Genomic DNA, 19712 nt, shown 5'->3' on the forward strand with positions numbered 1-19712 from the left:
GAACGGAGTGAGCTGATGTTGACTTATCGGACAAGAGGCCGGGAAGTTTGCAAGTCCCTGTCCGTCGGAGCTATACAATAGAAAGCGCAGGATGCGCCCCGGCCCGGTTTTATAAAGCAAATCAGGACATTCACCGAATCAACAAAACCACGTTCATGTCGTTCCGAAACAGATGTGCTATAATAAGCGACACGAATAGAAAATCGGAGGCAAACAGTATGCTGACATTTGAAGAAAAACTAAAGGTAATCGAATCATTCGACCGCCTGACCCGACATAACGTATCCCTCGGCCGCGTGAACTTTCACTTCGAAGAAAGCATTCGCGAGAAGAAAACAGTCGTTTATCATCTCCATCCAAACGGCAATGGCTTTGTCTTTACTGCGCACTTGAACGACTTTGATTCAGACGCAAAAGGCATGACAAATATCCGTGATTTCTCTGAAGAGGAGCTCCGCTCGATTATTCAGGCATCAATGGATTCTTTACTAACTGAAGAACTTGCTGATTTCGAGCCGTTTACAGATGAGCCGTGGGTGAATGAGAACGGACAGGAACTCGTGCTTACACGTGAAGATGCGGATACGTGGAGTGTGTATGCGGATGAGATGCTTGATGGAATTTTCACGACTTATGAGGAGGCTGCTTCTTATCTTGATCAGGAGGGCTTTTCGAAAAAAACACGCTGATGTGCGTGTTTTTTTGTTTAATTTTGATTAAGAGTGCCGGACGGTCCTCACCCTGCGCTTTCCGTGGCCGCGCGGTGAGCCAGCTAGTGCTTCGCACTACGCTGTCTCACCTGTCGCTTCTCCGCCACAGGAGTCTTCGGGTGAGGACCGTCCTTTCTATGATTAATCAATCTCTCAAAAATCAATCCACCACACCTTAACAATGTCTTCTATCTATTCAATTACTGCTTATTTGGTTTGAAAGAAAGTTTGTCGCGGAAAAGCTATGGATGAATAGTTTGAATGATTCCGCGTCAAACAATTTTTTATTGAGCGATAGGCCATAAGTGACTGAACTGGCAAATTGGTAATTTAAGCTCACAAACTTTTGCTTGATCCTGACGAACTTTGCTTTTAAACTCACGAATCTGTCATCTATCCTCACAAACTCTCACCTCAAGCTCACGTCACATAAAAAAGACTGGAACATGGAGTCCCAGTCTTTGTTTCTATTAAAGCGGACGGCGCCCTTCCATGTTGGCGCGGGTTTCTGCTGCTTTACTGCGGGCATCGCGGGCGTACTTTTTGTTTTCTTCGTCCTGATGATGGTATTCGTTCGGGTTTTCATCTGACACAGGCTGGCCACCGTATAGACGGTTTTTATCATCTGTTTCAGCATCCACATGTCTGTTTGAGTTTTCCTGTGTACGGTCTACCCAGACGGATTCCTGTCCGTCCACTACTTTGCGGTTGCTGCCTGAAGTTGACTCGTTCGGTTCAACTTCTCTATGCCGATACGGTTCAGAAGGATCTCCCTGATAGTTAGGCTGATCAGGTCTCATTGCCCCTCTTGGTGTTCCGGCGTCAACGGCATCTGATGAAATGGAGTCGTGCGTGCCTCCGCCAAATTGCTGCTTATCATGTTCAGAAGGCTCGAGAATTTTACCTCTGTCCCCTTCAGCACGATATTCACGATCATCGTTTTCAATCTCGTTCGGTACCGCAGCCGTCTTTTCGTGATGATCATTTACAGGTCGAGTAGGCTCCGGATTGTCGAGATTCGGATCGACATAACGATCATTTTCAGCTGTAAAATTCGTGCCGGTCACTTTATGTTCCGCATTTCGGTCTTCAAGTGGCAGGCTATTTCCGGAACGCATATAGCGATCATCTGAATCGGCGTATTCATTATCTGCATATAATAAAAACGCACCATTTCTCACTTCATCATAGTAACGCTCTGAATCTTCTTTTTCCATCCCCATCCGGTCAAATGCTTCCCGAACAGACGAATCACCTGAAACAAATGCTTTAAATTTGTCCCACCAGTTACCTTCAACAGACTCCACATCCGCATCAGTTCTGCCGCGTACAAGAGACAGTTCATCTTTGTCTCTCGCCACTACATACATATCTTCTTCTTTGTAACCCTGTAACTTTAAATCCTCGATTTTACGCAATACATCCTGCTCTGAATGAAATGTTTCTATATAACCTTTTGACATTTTCATTTCCTCCTTAATGGGTCGTGCAAGTATTTGCGATCACATAGTAAGGAAATACCCTGCCTGTAAAAGGTTAAAACAATTTCGTGTGTCTATATGTGGAAATTCATGCTAAGGGACTAGTTCCGTTTACCAGTTAAGATCATAGACGCCATTGCTGGAGAATATTTTTCTAGTAAAGAAATTGATTCCTCTTTTAAAAAATCAGGTTGATATGTTCTTCCTTTTCTTTTTACGCCTGTTTCATGTTTTTTAAAAGCCACATTCGGATGGGTTTAACCTGAAAAGTGCCAGGTCATTCCATAGACTTCTGCGGCAGAGGAGCGACAGGTGAGACAGCGTAATGCGGAGCATTAGCTGGCTCACCGCGCGGCCTTAGAAAAGCGGAGGCGACTCGTTCAGCCCCGACAAGCATAAGGCGAAGATGAAAAGAGGGCTGACCTTCGCCCTCGTTCAGCTTTGACTTATGACCTCGAGGGGCTAGTCGCCGCAGCTAGACACAAAGAAAAGCGAAGGAATGACCTGGCACGATTTAGAAATTCAACAACCTGAAAATCCGGAAACCATTTAAGGCCTCCGGATTTATCTTTTTTATTCGTGGTGCATATCGTTTGGATGTGGACCCTTTCGCTCGCCGCGATCAAGGTCGTTGATGCTCTTCATTTCATCTTCAGTTAATTCAAAATCAAATACATCGAAGTTTGATTCAATGCGTGATGGTGTTACTGATTTTGGAATGACGATTGAATTGCTTTGCAGGTGCCAGCGGATGACCACTTGTGCAGGGCTCTTGCCGTATTTCTCTGCAATGTTGCGGATGATGTCGTCTTCAAGAACGGCTCCACCCTGCATCAACGGGCTCCATGCTTCTACGAAAATATCATGCTTCGCACAGAATTCCTTCAATTCGTTTTGAGCAAGGTATGGGTGGCACTCGACCTGGTTCAGCACAGGCTTTACTGTACATTCATCCAATAAGCGCTGAAGATGCTCAATCTCAAAGTTACAGACACCAATCGCCTTCACTTTGCCTTCTTCATATAACTTTTCCATCGCTTTGTACGTATCTACATAGCGGTCTTTTTCAGGCATTGGCCAGTGCACAAGATACAGATCCACATAATCAAGTCCAAGCTTTTCAAGACTTGTATTGAATGCTTCAATTGTGCTGTCGTATCCCTGGTCAGCGTTCCAGACCTTAGTCGTAATGAACAATTCTTCACGAGGAACCCCTGCAGCGCGAATACCTTCGCCTACCGCTTCTTCATTTTTGTAAATCATGGCTGTGTCAATTGAACGATAGCCGGTTTCGATTGCTTTTTTCACTGAATCTACACCAGTCTGGTGATCTTCCACCTGCCAGACACCAAGTCCGATCTGAGGCATTTTCAGCCCGTTGTTTAAAGTAACGTAGTCCATGTTAAAAGCTCCTTTCGAAATTCGAAATATGTACCTGCATAGTATATACAGGCGATCCCTGAAAATCTAGCACAATGACTTCCACTTTTTGAACATGCCCGATTTTCCAGCCTGTAAAACATGTCAATCGGTCAAAACTTCAGGACAAACTTACGAATTGCTTTTGCTACGCCATCGTGTTCATTCGTATCAGTCACCCAATCAGCCTCGTCTTTCACAGCATCCTGAGCATTCCCCATTGCAACACCAATGCCGGATTCCCTGATCATCGCGAGATCGTTTAAGCTGTCACCGACTGCCATGACTGAATCCATCGTGATATTTAGACGGTCGCATACTTTACGAATGGCCGCTGCTTTGTTTATACCCGCTGCATTAACCTCGATATTGGTTGGACTGGAGTTCGTGATTTCGAGCACTTTTCGACTTTCAAGCTCTTTTCTAATCGTCTCACGGATTTCGTCATCTTCTATGTTAAATCCGAACTTCAACCACTGGTAGTCATGAATGTTTTCCGGGAAGCTCGTGCGTTTATTCCATACACCTTCTACCGTTGAAGACCAGTAGTTTGTATTATGTTTTTGAGCAAGATTATACATGAATTCAATATGGGATGAATCAATTTTTGTGCGGTCAATCAGATTCAGATGCTGATCCCAGATTTCACTGCCGTTTACCGTGATTAAGTAGGTTGCAAGACCAAGTGATTCCACGATTTCCTGACAGTAAACGAGTGGCCGACCCGTGCTGATCATGACGCTCACTCCCTGATCCTGAGCGGATTTAATCGCAGCACGATTTTCATCTGATACAGAATGATCGTCACGTAAAAGTGTTCCGTCCATATCAAGTGCAATGAGTTTTATAGTTGATGTCATAGTCTTTCTCCCTTCACTTACTGCTTTTAGTATAACTTGACGAAAAAATTTTATCGAACGGTTAGAGGATTTCATCTGTCATATCGCGAATCTTTCATGTAAAAGTTTGACAGATCGGAGATGTACATATATGAAACTGAAAAAATCAGCGAAGCGGGGATTATGGGTAATCGGAATCTCAGTGCTGGCCATTTTTGTGTTATATGTATTTGTCGGGACCCCTTCTTTTGATCATGCTGAGGCGGAAGAATATCTGGAAAATGAGATTGCATGGACAAACGAAGGCGGAGTCGTGACGGATGCCTTTAAAGTATACGGTGGCAATGAGGAAGAAATTTATGTATGGTATGCCTTTGAAGAATTTATTACAGAACAAAACGATATTGGCGGTGGTGCTTCTATTGCAGTGAAGCTGATTATTGAAGACGGAATCGTGATAGATCATCAGATTCCTGAGGACGGCTCGCTTTATACGGAAAGTATGAAAGAGCTTTTTCCTTTTCACGTAAGATGGAGAATGCCACAAGCAATGCCTTTATCTTTAGAGAAAGCCATTGCACTTGAGCAGGCTAAGCTTTTAGCAGCGTTTGAAGAAGAACAGAATCAGGATGAATAAACATACAATACACCTTTTGTGAGTAACTGATGGATCTAGTCATCATTTTCACAAAGGGTGTTTTTCATCTTTAAAACGACCTTACTCCAGCCAGAACATCATTTTATATTGACAGTTACAGACCTTTTCCCGGCGGTCAGCTGATTGAATACTCATTCATTTATCTAAATTTTAAAAATATTATGAAATTTTTAAAATAGGGTTGCATTCGTCATAATTCTGTAATATAGTCAAAGTGTGAAAACGATTTCATATCATTTCATGACAAATGGGGGTGTTCCTATAGGAGGGCTAGCGCGTGTACACCATTAAAGATGTTGCGTTGAAAGCTGGGTTGTCACAGGCTACCGTTTCGAGAGTGATTAATAATCATCCGTATGTCAGTGAAGACAAGAAACGAGCTGTTCAAAAAGCGATGGATGAGCTTGGGTTTGTCCCTAATTCATCTGCGCAAAGGCTGCGAAACATAAAGACAAAAAAGATCGCGGTTCTCATTTCAAGAATTGTAAACCCTTTCTTTAGCCAGCTCGTTGATGCCATGGAACAGAAAGCGGCAAGACACGGTTATCAGCTGATTTTATGCAACACACGAATCAGCCGGGAGAAGGAGCTTGAATATTTTCAGCTTCTGAAATCAAAGCAGGTCGATGGCATTATTATGGCGTCGGTTGAAAATGATTGGAGTGTTATTGAGCCTTATACAAAATACGGCCCGATCATTTACTGCAATGAATATGATCCCAACGCTTCCGTAACCCGGGTCAGACTTGACCAGGTTGAGGGCGGCTATATTGGTACAAAGCACTTACTCGACAAAGGACACCGGAAAATCGGGTATTGTCAGGGCAATGACAGCAGCGTTTCTGTGAACCGACGCAAGGGATATTTGAAAGCGGTTACAGAAGCCGGAATTGAACCGAATCCTGATTGGATGTTTAAGAATATTTTTACGATTGACGATGGACGTGCCATTTTCAGAAGAATTGCGGACATGAATGATGCACCTACAGCTCTCTTTACGGGGAGTGATGAGGTGGCAGCAGGCGTCATCAAAGAAGCCCAGACTCACGGGTGGAAGGTTCCGGATGATTTAGCGGTCATCGGATTTGATGATCAGCCGATTGCGTCTCTTCTTGATCCACAGATTACAACGATTAATCAATTCACTTCTGATATTGGGGAAACAGCAATGAAAGTTATGCTTGAGATCGTTCAGGGCAAACGCAAAAATAATTCAACAGATATCTTACTCCCGATTCAATTAATTGAAAGACAATCAACATAAACAATTAGGGGGGCTTCATTAATGAAACTTTGGAACAAGAAAGTTGCAGGAGCAACAGTATTGACACTAAGTATGCTTTTAGCGGCTTGTAGCGGAGACGACGAAGCGACAGATACTGGCGGAGACACTGGTGGTGACACAGGCGGCGATTCAGGTGGCGAAGAAGAGCAGGTAACCATCACGTATGCAGCAGGTGTTGACGTAACTGGTGCAACAGAAGCGCTAATTGCAGCATTTGAAGAGCAGAACCCGAATATTAACGTAGAATACCGTGAGATGCCTGCAGATACAGGTGCTTCTCATGACCAATATGTAACAATGTTCTCTTCTCAGAGTGCTGAGGTTGACGTATTTGATGCCGACGTAATCTGGCCAGCTGAATTTGCACAGGGACAATATGCACTTGAGCTTGACCGCTATATTGAAGCAGACGGAATTGATATGGAGCAGTACTTCCCTGGAACGGTTGCTTCAGGAAACTTTAACGGCCGTCAGTACGCAATGCCGAAGTTTACGGATGCCGGACTTCTCTACTACCGAACAGATATCGTAAGTGAAGATCAGGTTCCGACAACTTGGGATGAGCTTTTTGAAGCAGCAGGTACGCTTCAGGGTGAAGGCGGTACAGAATTCGGTTACCTGATGCAGGCTAACCAGTACGAAGGTATGATTACAAACGCAATCGAGTTCATCGCTTCTCACGGTGGACAGGTTGTAGATGAAAATAACGAGGTTGTTGTTAACAGCCCTGAAACAATTGCTGGAATTCAGAAGATGATCGACTTCGTAAATTCTGATTTCGTACCAAGCAATATCTTAAGCTTCCAGGAAACTGAAACAAACAACGCATGGGTTGGCGGACAGGCTGTATTTGCCCGTAACTGGCCTTACATGCAGTCTACTTCAAATGACGAAGAAGCATCTGAAGTAGCAGGTAACGTAGGATTTGCAGTTCTTCCGGCTGGTGAAGGCGGAACAAACGCTGCAACACTTGGCGGATGGATGTCTATGATTAACCGTTACAGTGAGCATCCGGACGAAGCTTGGGAGTTTGTGAAGTTCATGACTGGTGAAGAAGGACAGAAGATCAGTGCAGTTGAAGGTGGACGTGCTCCAACAATCGCAGCACTATATGAAGACAGTGAAGTTCAGGATGCAGCGGCTCTATTTGCTAACGAGCAGTTCGTAGAAACACTTCAAAACGCAGTACCAAGACCAGTATCACCAATCTATCCACGTATCTCTGATATCATGCAGGTTCAGCTGTCACAAGCATTGGCTGGAGAAATCACAGCTGAAGAAGCAGCGGCTAACATGGAAGCAGAAATAATGGCGGCAATGGAAGAATAATCAGCGTTTGACGGTTTATGGGGATGGACTGTTTGACGTGCAACACGAAACGGTTTATAAGCAATTGCAAGGCTCGGGATCGGCTGGTTTGAGTGATTCAAATCAGCTGTTTCTCTGCCCTGCTTCTTTAGAGAATTCTATAAAGATCATGCATTTGCACTCATAACCAGCGTTTTACAGCACGCCAATAGCTGTTCTATGATAATTGACTGCTAAAGGGGGGTGGAGTAATCACCTCCCTTTCTTTGTATAAAAGGAAAAGCGGAGGCGACTCGTCCAGCCCCGACAAGCATAAGTTGAAGATGAAAAGAGGGCTGACCTTCGCCCTCGTTCAGCTTTGACTTATGACCTCGAGGGGCTAGTCGCCGCAGCTGGACACCAGGAAAAGTGTAAGCGGGTGTTTGGTCACTTTCGATAGGAACTTGGACACTTTCCCTGCCAACTTGGTCACTTTTGGGCTCAACTTGGACACTTTTGATCGCGATTTGGTCACTTTCCGCATCAATTTGGTCACTTTCTTCAAAAATATTTATTAATCTCTTTAACTCTAGCAATCTCAACTCAACCTTATAAAAAAGTAGGTGAACCCATTGAAGTTTCAGTTGAATGAAAAACAGCTGGGTTATCTGATGGTTGCACCGGCACTGATTCTTGTATTACTTGTTACGCTATGGCCGGTTGCCCAATCATTTTATAACAGTCTGTTTGATTACCGTCTGAATGACCCTTCAAGGTCCGAGCGTTTCCTTTCATCTAACGTCGACCTTGAGCGTTATGCAAATGAATACTTTTACTTATCACGTGATCTGGAGCTGCTCGAAAGTCAGGCTCCTGATGGAGAGACAGCTGATGCTGCCGCTTCTATCAGAACTGAAATTGAAGGTTATCATGACTCTTTGATCACAGAAAACGGACTTGAGGATCAGTATGCAGAAGTAGAAGAAATGCTGGCTTCCTTTACCGCGATTTCTGATAGTGAATTGAAATATGCAGACATTGATAACGATCTTGCTGATGACTACAAAAACTATCTTGATGAGGCGCAGGCTGAACTGACAGCTTTAGCTGACTCGACAGACAGTGAAGAATTTGCGACTACTGCAGGCAATATCAGCGGTACGCTCGGCACAGTCGATACAACGCTGATCGAGTCGAATTTTATTGGCTTCAGTAACTATCAGCGCTATCTGACAGACGGCCGGATGTGGCAGTCAATGTGGAACACCCTTCTCTTCACCATTGTTTCTGTTGGAGCAGAGCTTGTTCTCGGTCTAATGATTGCCCTGTTAATTAACCGGGCATTTATCGGACGCGGAATTGTTCGTGCATCTGTACTGATTCCGTGGGCAATCCCGACAGCGGTAGCCGCGATGATGTGGGGCTTTCTGTATGACGGACAAACCGGTATTGTCGCTCACTATTTTGAGCAGTTCGGTTTAATTGATGACGCCTCTGTTCTCCTGTCAACAGGAGCAGGTGGTATGTTCTCTGTTATTTTTGCCGATGTGTGGAAAACAACACCTTATATGGCTTTACTTTTACTTGCAGGACTTCAGACCATTCCAGGTTCTTTATATGAAGCAGCTGAAGTGGACGGCGCCGGTAAATGGCAGCAGTTCTGGCAGATTACGTTGCCATTGCTGAAGTCAGCTATCCTTGTTGCGCTTTTATTCCGTACACTCGATGCTTTCCGTGTATTTGACCTGATTTATGTATTAACAGGTGGTGGACCTGCGAACTCAACGGAGTCGATTTCCATCTATGCGTACATTACCCTCTTCTCTCAATCAAACTTTGGTGCGGGTTCTGTACTTTCAGTAATCGTATTTGTTTCGGTAGCGATTATTTCCGTTCTATTTATCAAATTCATCGGTTCAGATCTTTTTGCAGGCAGATCGGGTCGATAAGGAGGAATCAAGATGAACAAACGTGCAGGAATTGGTTTTTACATCTTTCTCGTCGTGTTTGTATTTTTCGTGATGTTCCCTTTCATCTGGGTTTTCCTCACGTCGATCAAACCGCCGGGCGAAATTTTCAACAACTTTAACTGGTTTACGGCTGACCCGTCCCTTGCTTCTTATGAAAATGCGATTAACAACCGTCCACTCCTTCGTTATATGTGGAACAGTTTCGTTGTATCGACTTTGACAACATTGATTGCGATCGGTTTTGCATCAATTGCAGCATACGCACTAACGCGTCTGCCGATTAAATTTAAAGGATTAATCCTCGGGATTATTCTTGCAGCATCTATGTTCCCGCAGATCGCGATCATCTCGCCGATCTTCAACTTTATTACAGCTGTAGGTCTTCGTAACAGCTACATGGGTCTTGTGATTCCGTATATCACGGTTTCCCTGCCACTCGCAATCTGGATTCTGTCCACATTCTTCCAGAAGATTCCATGGGAACTTGAAGAATCAGCGAAGCTGGATGGGGCAACTCCATTCCAGACATTCAGAAAAATTATTTTCCCGCTTGCGGCACCTGGGGTTTTCACAACAGGAATTCTCGTGTTTATCGCAGCATGGAATGAATATCTGTTTGCGTTAACGATCAACACTGAGGACGTTTGGCGCACGGTACCAGTCGGAATTTCCCTGTACCAGAGTCAGTTCACCATTCCTTGGGGGGATATTTCAGCTGCGACTGTTCTTGTGACGATTCCTATTGTTATACTCGTATTGATTTTCCAAAGAAGAATTGTTGCCGGACTGACTTCCGGTTCTGTAAAAGAATAATCATCAGTGTGCCGGGTCCTTTCAGGGTCCCCGGCCCTCTTTTATGATTCAAGTTGAAGGAAACGGTGCAAATATTTTCTTCTTCGGTGATAAATCTGTTAAAGTAGAGGAAGCGGTTGCATATACAACCTGCTCTATTTTAAGAGCGCTTACAGTGATAATTAAAGGAGTGTTACTTGGCATGAACGTTACAGTTTGGAACGAATTCAGACACGAAAAAAAGCATGATGCCGTAAAGGAAATTTATCCGGATGGCATTCACCGCGTCCTTGCAGATGCCCTTGCAGAGCATGGGTACGACGTGAAAACGGCTACATTGGATGAGCCTGAACACGGTTTGACAGACGAGGTACTTAATAACACAGATGTTCTTTTATGGTGGGGACACCTTGCACATGATGAAGTAGATGACGCGATTGTGGAAAAAGTTCAGAAACGCGTTTGGGAAGGCATGGGACTGATCGTTCTTCACTCTGCCCACTTTTCAAAAATCTTTAAAAAACTGATGGGTACAGGCTGTGATTTAAAATGGCGTGAAGCAAATGAGCGTGAGCGCTTATGGGTTGTAGATCCAAGCCACCCGATCGCAGACGGCATCGGTGAATATATCGAGCTTGATGAAGAAGAAATGTATGGAGAGCACTTTGATATTCCGGCACCGGATGAGCTGATTTTCCTGAGCTGGTTCCAGGGCGGAGAAGTATTCCGCAGCGGCGCTACCTTTAAACGTGGTAACGGAAAGATCTTCTACTTCCGTCCGGGTCACGAAACACACCCGACATATCATAACAAACAAATTCAACAGGTTATTGCAAACGGTGTCAAATGGGCAGCTCCAACAAAGCGTGACTACCCGGTATACGGAAACGCAAAACCAATCGAAAAACTCGAAGGCTATAAGGAGGACTAATTCATGGCAAAATTAAAAGTTGGTGTCGTAGGTGCGGGAAGTATTGCTAAGCACCGTCACCTAGTTGAATATGCAAACAATGAAAACGTTGAACTCGTTGCAATTTGTGATATTAATGAAAAGCGCGCAAAAGAAATGGCCAAGAAATTCGGTGCTAAAAAGACGTTTACAGATTACAATGAGCTTTTAAAGGAAGACCTTGATGCAGTAAGTGTCTGCACACCAAACTATCTTCATGCACCTGTCTCCATTGCAGCGCTTGAAGCCGGAAAGCACGTATTATGTGAAAAACCGATGGCTACAAGTGCCAAAGAAGCCGATGACATGATCGCAGCTGCTGAAAAAGCGGGAAAACTTCTGATGATCGGACATAACCAGCGTTTTGTTGCATCACATCAAAAAGCGCAGGAGCTTGTGGCATCAGGAGAATTAGGTAAGATCTTCAGCTTCCGTACTGCATTTGGACACCCTGGACCTGAAGGCTGGAGTGCTGACGGCAAGGACAGCTGGTTCTTCAAAAAAGATGAGGCGTTTATTGGAGCCATGGGTGACCTTGGCGTTCATAAAACAGACCTGATCCGCTACATACTTGGTGAAGAAATGACAGAAGTAGCGGCTATGGTCGAGACAAGCTCGAAAAAAGACGCAACAGTGGATGATACAGCAGCATTGATTCTTAAAACAGAGAGCGGCATTATCGGTACTTTAGCAGCAAGCTGGTCCTACAATGCTGAGGATAACTCTACAGTCATTTACGCAGAAAACGGTGTTCTCCGCCTGGAAGACGATGAGGATTACTCTGTGATCTACCACAAAACAGACGGAACGAAAGAAGAGCTGGCTCTTGGTAAAATCCAGTCTAATGATGAAGGCGGACAAAGCTCATCCGGTGTCATTGATCATTTTGTTGACTCAATCCTGTCAGGCAAACAGCCTTTGATTGATGGACATGAAGGGAAAAAATCACTGCAAGTTATTCTTGGTGCCCTTGAGTCGAACGAAACGAAAAAAATCGTGAAACTATAGGTGATAAACATGGAAAAACTTCGCGTAGGCATTATCGGCGTTGGAGGCATTGCCGTTTCAAGGCATATCCCCTCCTTTCTCGCTCTTGGAAATGATGTAGAAGTAACAGCTGTTTGTGACGTGAATGCAGAGCGTGCGGAAACGGTTGCACAAGACTACCAGATCCCTTTCCATACAAATGAATACACAGAAATATTTGATCATGTGGATGCAGTCACGATCTGTACACCGAATAAATTCCACGCTGATATTGCTATTGCCGCTCTTCAGGCAGGTAAGCACGTATTGTGCGAAAAACCGATGGCGATGTCAACGGAAGAATGTGAAGCCATGATTCAGGCAGCGGATGCAGCGGGTAAGATCCTGATGATCGCTTATCATTACCGTCATACAAAAGAAGCGCGTGCAGCTAAACGCTTTATTGACGGTGGCGAAATCGGCCGTCCACTTGTGTCCCGTGCCCAGGCGATTCGTCGCCGCAAGGTTCCCGGCTGGGGCGTTTTCACGAATAAAGATCTTCAGGGTGGAGGCAGCCTTATTGACTTCGGCTGTCATTTCCTTGACCTTGCTCTGCACCTCATGGACTTCCCTGAAATCGCAGAGGTATCAGGCGCTACTTATAATGAACTCAGCCGTCAAAATGATATCGTCAATCAATGGGGAACCTTTGATCCGGCAACATTCGAAGTCGACGATCATGCGACCGCTTATATTAAATTTAAGGACGGGGCTACCCTGTTATTTGAAACATCCTGGGCAGCCAACCTGGCAGATGACCAGGAAACCGTCTCAGTATCAGGCACAAAAGGCGGACTTGATGTTTATCCACTGAAGCTTTATCAGGCAAAATACGGAATGCTTCTTGATCAGGAGGCTTACTGGATTTCAGACGATGAAAACCCGGGTATCCCTCAGGCCATCAATTTTGTGGAGAGCTGTCGCGGTAATCAGCAGCCGCTTGTGAAGCCACAGGAAGCACTTATCGTTTCAAAGGTCATCGAGGCCATTTACGAAAGCAGCGAAACCGGACAAGCCGTCCGATTCTCATAAGGAGGCAATACTCATGAAATTAGGCGTATTTACGGTCTTATTTGCACAAAAATCTTTTGAAGACATGCTTGATTATGTAGCAGAATCCGGCCTTGATGCCGTAGAAATCGGTACAGGCGGATATCCTGGCAACAACCACTGTCCAATTGACGAACTGTTAGAGGATGAGGGCAAGCGTAAAGAATACCTTGAAAAAGTAACCTCACGCGGACTAACCATTAGCGCATTCAGCTGTCACGGAAATCCTGTCAGCCCTGATGCTGCATTTGCAAAAGAAAGTGATGAGGCGCTTCGCAAAACAATCCGTCTGGCTCAGCTGCTGAACGTACCGGTTGTTAACACATTCTCAGGTACGCCTGGCGCTGACGCTGAAGCGAAGCATCCAAACTGGCCGGTTGCACCATGGCCAAATGAATACGGCGATATTCTCAAGTGGCAATGGGAGCACAAGCTGATCCCTTACTGGAAAGAGATTGCGGAAATCGCTAAAGAGGCGGATGTTAAAATCGGTCTTGAACTGCACGGAGGATTCTCCGTTCACACGCCATACACGATGCTGAAGCTGCGCGAAGCAACAAACGAATACATCGGCGCAAACCTTGATCCAAGTCATCTCTGGTGGCAGGGAATCGATCCGGTCGGTGCGATCAAAATCCTTGGAAAGGCCGGTGCGATCCACCACTTCCACGCCAAGGATACGTATATTGATCAGGACAATGTCAACATGTACGGTCTGACAGATATGCAGACCTATGACAACATTCAAACCCGTGCATGGAGCTTCCGTTCAGTCGGAATGGGACACCCTGCTGACGAATGGGGCCGCATTATCAGTGCCCTGCGCACATACGGCTACGACCACGTCGTCAGCATCGAGCACGAAGATCCAATCATGAGCATCGAAGAAGGCTTCCAGCGTGCCGTTCAAACGCTGAAATCAGTCAATATAAAAGAACAGCCAACAGATATGTGGTGGCTGTAAGATCATGAAGAAATGCCGGGAGCTTTGGTTCCCGGCATTTTTTGGGGGACGGTGCGCCCGTTCTTTTTTTGAAAAAGGAACAGTCGCTCCGTCCCCTATGATCCTGAAGGCATACTCCCCTCTTTCCTCACATCAACACTCCAACTGACCATCGTGACGCTATCTCTGACCTTTAACCGCTGGCTGTCATTCAGGAGTTTCTCGAGTGGTGCCGGATCCCGTTTAAATACCTCGTACAGCTTTTCCGGATTGTGATACCCAGCCTCCGGACACTCAATCAGCCCGTCTGTTGTGATGAAGATGGTGTTGGTTCCTTTTCTCAGTTCACGCCTGCCTGTGGTATAGCAGGGAACCACTTTATCAAATGTATTCACTCTTCCGACCCATTCAAAAAACTGACGCTGATTCAACTGAAATTGGCCAAGCTTTTTAAGGTCATCATGTAACAGGAATAGCATGCAGTCTCCCACTGAAAACCACCAGAGGAACTGCCCTTTACGGACACTAATCAAACAGGATGTTTCCCCCTGAACCTTTCTGCATTTCTCTCTGAAGACTTCATTCATGAAAAGAGTCATTATCGCTTTTTCAAGTTTTTGAAAAAGAGAGTTCACTGCTTTACCACTCATGATCGCTGTCAGTTCCTGTTCATACTCCACAAACATACTCACAATCAATTCAGCGCTTTCTGCAGTTTGATGAGCATCAAGAATCATGACAATTTCCCAATCATCGTTTGCCCAAATGATACAACCATCTTCATTTTTCGTCTGACCCGCAGCGGCGCTTCCTCCGAATCGTGCCAGTTGTAATTCACCTAGTTGCTGAATGTGCGGCTGATCAATATAATGCTGCTCACTGCCCACCCAACTGATCTTAATCATACTTTTCTTCCCTAAGAGCAGTAACATCAAGCATCGGACCTTCAATCACAATGGCGGTCAACCCTTCTTCTGACCTCGTTTCGTGCCATTCACCCTTTTCCCAGAAAACCGCTTCATTTATACTGATATCAACATATGTATGTTCAGCGCCACGCACTTCCCCCTGTCCGGATACAACAACCAGCAGCTGCGGCATAGAAGCCTGATGATACCCGATCACCCCACCTCTATCTAAATGCATCATGCTGATTTGAACCGGGTCATTCGTTCTTAAAATTGAAGTCAGAATAAAATTTGAATCATACGCTTCAATAGAGCGTCCCTTTTCCTTCGACAATTGATAAAGCTTCAATATTATCACTCCCAAACTCTTTTGATGGGGACGGAGCGCCCGTTCTTTTTTTGAAAAAGGAACAGTCGCTCCGTCCCCCAGTTCTCATCCATTTTTGATAAATAAGTAAAAAACGATATGACATATTACCTCTTTTTGTAAAAATGCTTTTCTTTTACATTGAATTATCTGATAATTAATTCGTGCAAACGCTTTCATAAAGATAGCACAAATTTAGAACAAGGGGATGAACGAATGAAAAAGGTACGGATTTTTCTTGTCGCACTTGTCGCTTTTATGTTGCTCCCGTTTCAACCGGCCACTCAAGCTGCTACGCCTCAAAATGGTACGATGATGCAATATTTTGAATGGTATCTGCCTAATGATGGCGCACACTGGAATCGTTTGAATACGGATGCCACAAATTTGAAGAACCTTGGTATTACAACCGTCTGGATTCCGCCTGCCTATAAGGGGACATCACAAAATGATGTGGGCTATGGCGCTTATGACCTGTATGACCTTGGTGAGTTTAACCAGAAAGGCACTACGCGGACCAAATATGGGACACGCGCGCAGCTGCAGTCCGCGATTACTTCACTGAAAAATCAAGGTATCGGCGTTTATGGCGATGTTGTGATGAATCACAAAGGTGGCGCTGATTACACTGAACAGGTTCAGGCTGTTGAAGTAAATCCGAATAACCGGAATCAGGAAACGTCCGGCGCTTATACGATCTCTGCATGGACAGGCTTTAACTTCCCGGGCCGTAACAATACCCATTCTTCTTTTAAATGGAGATGGTATCACTTTGACGGAACCGACTGGGACCAGTCACGCAGCCTCAGCCGTATTTATAAATTCCGCGGCGACGGTAAAGCATGGGATAACGAGGTTTCCGGTGAGTTTGGAAACTATGATTACTTAATGTATGCTGACGTTGATTTTGAACATCCTGAAGTCAAACAGGAAATGAAAAACTGGGGTAAATGGTATGTCAATACGCTGAATCTTGATGGCTTCCGTCTGGATGCAGTGAAGCATATCAAACATGATTATATTCAGGAATGGCTGACAGATGTAAGGCGCACAACTGGTAAACAGCTTTTTACAGTGGCTGAATACTGGCAGAATGACCTTGGCGCCATCAATAACTATTTAGCTAAAACAGGTTATACACACTCTGTTTTTGATGTCCCGCTCCACTATAACTTCCAGCAGGCAGGTAACAGCGGCGGCTTCTACGATATGTCTAAGATTTTCGATAACACTGTTGTGAAACAGCACCCGACACTTGCCGTGACGATTGTTGATAACCATGACTCACAGCCGGGACAGTCACTGGAGTCAACTGTAGCACCTTGGTTTAAACCTCTCGCTTACGCTATGATCATGACGAGACAGCAGGGTTATCCAACACTGTTTTACGGAGATTTTTACGGAACGAAAGGAAACAGCGGTCGTGAAATTCCAAATCTCTCAGCCAAGCTTGATCCGATTCTAAAAGCGCGTAAAGATTTGGCTTACGGCACGCAGCACGACTACCTGAACCATCAGGACGTCATTGGCTGGACACGTGAAGGCGTAACAGACCGAGCTAAATCAGGTCTTGCAACCATCCTGTCAGACGGCCCGGGCGGCAGCAAATGGATGTACGTAGGCACACGCAACGCCGGCGAAGTCTGGAGAGACAAAACAGGCAACTCCACCCGCACCGTCACCATCAACAACGACGGCTGGGGAGAATTCTTTGTAAATGGCGGTTCTGTTTCGATTTATGGTGAATAATTGAAAAGATGGGTGCTCTGGGGACGGAGCGCCCGTTCTTTTTTGTGAAAAGGAACGCCCGCTCCGTCCCCCTGTTCCCGGGTCGTTTGTCACTAACCTCACAAACTTCATGCCTAAGCTGATGAATCCGTTCCCTAAGCTCACAAATTCAGCCTGGATCCTCACAAACTCAGACCCTAACCTCACGAATTCCACTCACAAGCTCACAATCTCCCATTTAAATCTGTCATCTGACATAATCTCGTTCACGATGAGTTCTATATCTACCTTCGGCTTGCCTCCTGTTTTAAGAACCGCTTTCCACAACAGTCCCTTATCCTCAAACTCGTTTAACAATTCCAGGCTTCTTTCACCCATCTGATGGTCAGGAATGCGTAACTGGTCTCTTTCCACAAGTGTTTTAGGATCAGTCCACAGCACCGTGTAATGGAGAACAGCTGACCTATTCAGCTTTTCGTTTAACCATGCCACTTCATTTGGAAAGGCGATGTAGTCAATGACAACATCGCAGCCAGCACGCAAAAAGTTTTGGGTCAGTGCTAAAATATGCTGCCATGTCAGCATAGTCTCCTGTTCATCCCATGGAGCTTTCCTTCCATTGATATGCATATGGTGCAGCAGATCCCCTGAAATATACGCACTGTTTTTTAGCTGTTTAGCAAGAGCGTTTGAAACCGTTGATTTCCCAACACCGGCAGGACCTGTAATAACATATACATGGTTCATTTAAATCAGCTTCGCCATATAATATTCATCCGTCAACCTTCCATCAATCATCAGCGAGCCCTCTTTTACACCTTCTACCTTAAATCCTTGTTTACAATATAATTGATAGGCTGCCTCATTATGTTTGATCACGGTTAACTCCAAACGCTTTAATCCTTTATGTTTAGCCCATCCTGACAGATGGTCGAACAGCTTTGTGCCAATCCCCTGCCCTCGATAGGCCGCATCGACTCCGACAACCACCATCGCAGTATGCTGTTTCCGCTTCACGCTATTGCCGATCACCGCTAAAAATCCCGCCAGCTGCTCATTAATTTCAGACACAAAAAAGCTGGAGTGCTCATCATTGGAGATATTCTCAATCATTTTTTTCTGCTGCTCAACCGTCATTTGTTTTTCACCAGGCTCGAACAGCATCATACCGGATTCTTCTATTCTTTTACTTAAAGCTAAAAATGCCTCAGCATCCTTTATTTCAAGCTCACGAATCATCATTTTTCTCCCTTCTCATGTTTTAACAGCCATTCTTTTCTTGCGATTCCTCCTGCATAACCACCTAATCCTCCGTCCCGCTGAATGACGCGGTGACATGGAATGATTAAAGCCAGCTGGTTTGTACCATTTGCCCGCGCAACCGCCCGGACTGCTGCCGGATTTCCTGCACGGATGGCCAGTTCTGAATAGGATATTGTTTCACCGCACGGTATTTGCACTAACAGATCCCAGACCTTTAGCTGAAATGGTGTACCGATCATTTTTACGGGTGTTTTAAATTGAGTTAGTGAACAATCAAAATACGCGGCTAATTCATCCTGAATTTGTTTAGTCACGGAATTCTCACCCGGCAAAATCGCACGACCTGTTTTCTTCCTCAAACGTTCCACTTCTTTTTCAAGACCCCTGCGATCTGTAAATTCAAGCAGCCATAATGCCGAATCATCAGCAATAGCAAGCATTGCCCCTAAAGGTGTGTCAAGCCAGGTTGCATAAAATGGTTCCTGATCTGATCTGGCAGGAGGTGCACCCATGATGCGGCTGAATGCATCCCGGAACCCGCTACCTGATTCATAGCCGGCAGACAGCTGTGCCTCAATAATCTTTTTGCCTGAACGAATTTCACCAAGCGCGATCCCCATTCTTCTGGATCTGGCATATTCGACAAAAGTCATCCCATACCGTTTTTTAAACTGTCTTCTCGCCGTTGAAGAATCGATACCAAGCTCCTTAAGGTCTGCTTCCTTCCAACGCTTTTCCGGTTGTTGATCAACCGCTTTAATAAGCTTTTCAATCACATCGGTCGTCTGGTCAGGGAGAGAAAGCGGCTTACACCTCAAACATGGACGATAAGAAGCAAGTAACGCCGCTTTAGCATCTGAAAAAAACTCACACGACTCAAACTTCGGCTTCCTCGCAGGACACGTCGGCCGGCAAAAAATCCCCGTCGACTTAATCCCTGCGAAGAATACCCCTTCATATTCACGATTCCGCTCAACCAGTGCCTGATAATACTCACGCTCACGATTCTCCATGTTCAACACCTCTGATTTACGTTT

At 45.1% G+C, this 19712-nt stretch carries 19 protein-coding genes; 11 read left to right on the forward strand and 8 right to left on the reverse strand.

The genetic code is table 11. From position 1 onward, the window contains the following. Positions 1 to 218: 218 nt before the first annotated feature. Positions 219 to 689 carry a hypothetical protein gene (locus E2491_RS05390; RefSeq protein WP_134373727.1) on the forward strand — a complete coding sequence of 157 codons (471 nt, stop codon included), beginning with the start codon at positions 219 to 221 and terminating at the stop codon, positions 687 to 689. 491 nt (positions 690 to 1180) lie between these two features. On the opposite strand, the gene E2491_RS05395 is transcribed toward E2491_RS05390, so the two are convergent. The 3 genes from E2491_RS05395 to E2491_RS05405 all read right to left on the reverse strand — a co-directional run bounded on the left by E2491_RS05395 (position 1181) and on the right by E2491_RS05405 (position 4470). After that, entirely contained in the window at positions 1181 to 2173 is a 993-nt protein-coding gene (locus E2491_RS05395; protein WP_166805796.1) for a YflT domain-containing protein, read from the reverse strand. A 591-nt stretch (positions 2174 to 2764) separates the two neighbouring features. Further along, complete coding sequence (locus E2491_RS05400) at positions 2765 to 3592, reverse strand: aldo/keto reductase (RefSeq protein WP_134373731.1); 828 nt, start codon at positions 3590 to 3592, stop codon at positions 2765 to 2767. 131 nt (positions 3593 to 3723) lie between these two features. After that, positions 3724 to 4470 carry a Cof-type HAD-IIB family hydrolase gene (locus E2491_RS05405; RefSeq protein ID WP_134373733.1) on the reverse strand — a complete coding sequence of 249 codons (747 nt, stop codon included), beginning with the start codon at positions 4468 to 4470 and terminating at the stop codon, positions 3724 to 3726. Positions 4471 to 4600: 130 nt separating this feature from the next. Here E2491_RS05405 and E2491_RS05410 point away from each other — a divergent pair, with 130 nt between their 5' ends. The 9 genes from E2491_RS05410 (at position 4601) to E2491_RS05450 (ending at position 14430) form a co-directional block, all read left to right on the forward strand. Then, complete coding sequence (locus tag E2491_RS05410) at positions 4601 to 5086, forward strand: hypothetical protein (protein ID WP_134373735.1); 486 nt, start codon at positions 4601 to 4603, stop codon at positions 5084 to 5086. 298 nt (positions 5087 to 5384) lie between these two features. Further along, on the forward strand, positions 5385 to 6371 hold the full coding sequence (locus E2491_RS05415; RefSeq protein ID WP_134373737.1) for a LacI family DNA-binding transcriptional regulator: 987 nt from the start codon (positions 5385 to 5387) through the stop codon (positions 6369 to 6371). Positions 6372 to 6392: 21 nt separating this feature from the next. Beyond that, the gene (locus tag E2491_RS05420) at positions 6393 to 7721 is read left to right on the forward strand and encodes an ABC transporter substrate-binding protein (protein ID WP_134373739.1); all 1329 of its coding nucleotides are present in this window, start codon (positions 6393 to 6395) and stop codon (positions 7719 to 7721) included. Positions 7722 to 8350: 629 nt separating this feature from the next. Next, on the forward strand, positions 8351 to 9628 hold the full coding sequence (locus E2491_RS05425) for a carbohydrate ABC transporter permease (RefSeq protein ID WP_134374343.1): 1278 nt from the start codon (positions 8351 to 8353) through the stop codon (positions 9626 to 9628). Between the two features lie 12 nt (positions 9629 to 9640). Next, positions 9641 to 10462: a carbohydrate ABC transporter permease gene (locus E2491_RS05430; protein ID WP_134373741.1), complete on the forward strand. Its 822-nt coding sequence runs from the start codon at positions 9641 to 9643 to the stop codon at positions 10460 to 10462. Between the two features lie 181 nt (positions 10463 to 10643). Continuing rightward, a complete protein-coding gene (locus E2491_RS05435) occupies positions 10644 to 11372 on the forward strand; it encodes a ThuA domain-containing protein (protein WP_134374345.1) in 729 nt (242 codons plus the stop codon). A 3-nt stretch (positions 11373 to 11375) separates the two neighbouring features. Beyond that, a complete protein-coding gene (locus E2491_RS05440) occupies positions 11376 to 12398 on the forward strand; it encodes a Gfo/Idh/MocA family protein (protein WP_134373743.1) in 1023 nt (340 codons plus the stop codon). A 9-nt stretch (positions 12399 to 12407) separates the two neighbouring features. Continuing rightward, positions 12408 to 13448 carry a Gfo/Idh/MocA family protein gene (locus E2491_RS05445; RefSeq protein WP_134373745.1) on the forward strand — a complete coding sequence of 347 codons (1041 nt, stop codon included), beginning with the start codon at positions 12408 to 12410 and terminating at the stop codon, positions 13446 to 13448. Between the two features lie 13 nt (positions 13449 to 13461). Then, entirely contained in the window at positions 13462 to 14430 is a 969-nt protein-coding gene (locus E2491_RS05450) for a sugar phosphate isomerase/epimerase family protein (protein ID WP_134373747.1), read from the forward strand. A gap of 95 nt (positions 14431 to 14525) precedes the next feature. On the opposite strand, the gene E2491_RS05455 is transcribed toward E2491_RS05450, so the two are convergent. Further along, positions 14526 to 15314 (reverse strand): PP2C family serine/threonine-protein phosphatase, encoded by a 789-nt coding sequence (locus E2491_RS05455; RefSeq protein ID WP_134373749.1) that lies wholly within the window; start codon positions 15312 to 15314, stop codon positions 14526 to 14528. Next, positions 15307 to 15666: a cupin domain-containing protein gene (locus E2491_RS05460; protein ID WP_134373751.1), complete on the reverse strand. Its 360-nt coding sequence runs from the start codon at positions 15664 to 15666 to the stop codon at positions 15307 to 15309. The genes E2491_RS05455 and E2491_RS05460 overlap by 8 nt, the downstream gene beginning before the upstream one ends. A gap of 234 nt (positions 15667 to 15900) precedes the next feature. Between E2491_RS05460 and amyS the strand changes: the two genes are divergently transcribed. Next, a complete protein-coding gene (amyS, locus tag E2491_RS05465) occupies positions 15901 to 17433 on the forward strand; it encodes an alpha-amylase (RefSeq protein WP_134373753.1) in 1533 nt (510 codons plus the stop codon). Positions 17434 to 17628: 195 nt separating this feature from the next. Here the strand turns inward: amyS and E2491_RS05470 are convergent, their stop codons facing one another. From E2491_RS05470 to E2491_RS05480, 3 genes are read right to left on the reverse strand one after another with little or no spacing between them, the layout of a single operon-like run. Then, on the reverse strand, positions 17629 to 18159 hold the full coding sequence (locus tag E2491_RS05470; RefSeq protein WP_134373755.1) for an AAA family ATPase: 531 nt from the start codon (positions 18157 to 18159) through the stop codon (positions 17629 to 17631). Next, on the reverse strand, positions 18160 to 18654 hold the full coding sequence (locus E2491_RS05475; RefSeq protein WP_134373757.1) for a GNAT family N-acetyltransferase: 495 nt from the start codon (positions 18652 to 18654) through the stop codon (positions 18160 to 18162). Continuing rightward, the gene (locus tag E2491_RS05480) at positions 18651 to 19688 is read right to left on the reverse strand and encodes a bifunctional transcriptional activator/DNA repair enzyme AdaA (RefSeq protein WP_208528040.1); all 1038 of its coding nucleotides are present in this window, start codon (positions 19686 to 19688) and stop codon (positions 18651 to 18653) included. Before E2491_RS05480 ends, E2491_RS05475 begins: the two co-directional genes overlap by 4 nt. Positions 19689 to 19712 lie beyond the last annotated feature (24 nt).

It is taken from the genome of Jeotgalibacillus sp. R-1-5s-1 (genome assembly GCF_004405105.1).
Taxonomy (GTDB): Bacteria; Bacillota; Bacilli; order Bacillales; family Jeotgalibacillaceae; genus Jeotgalibacillus.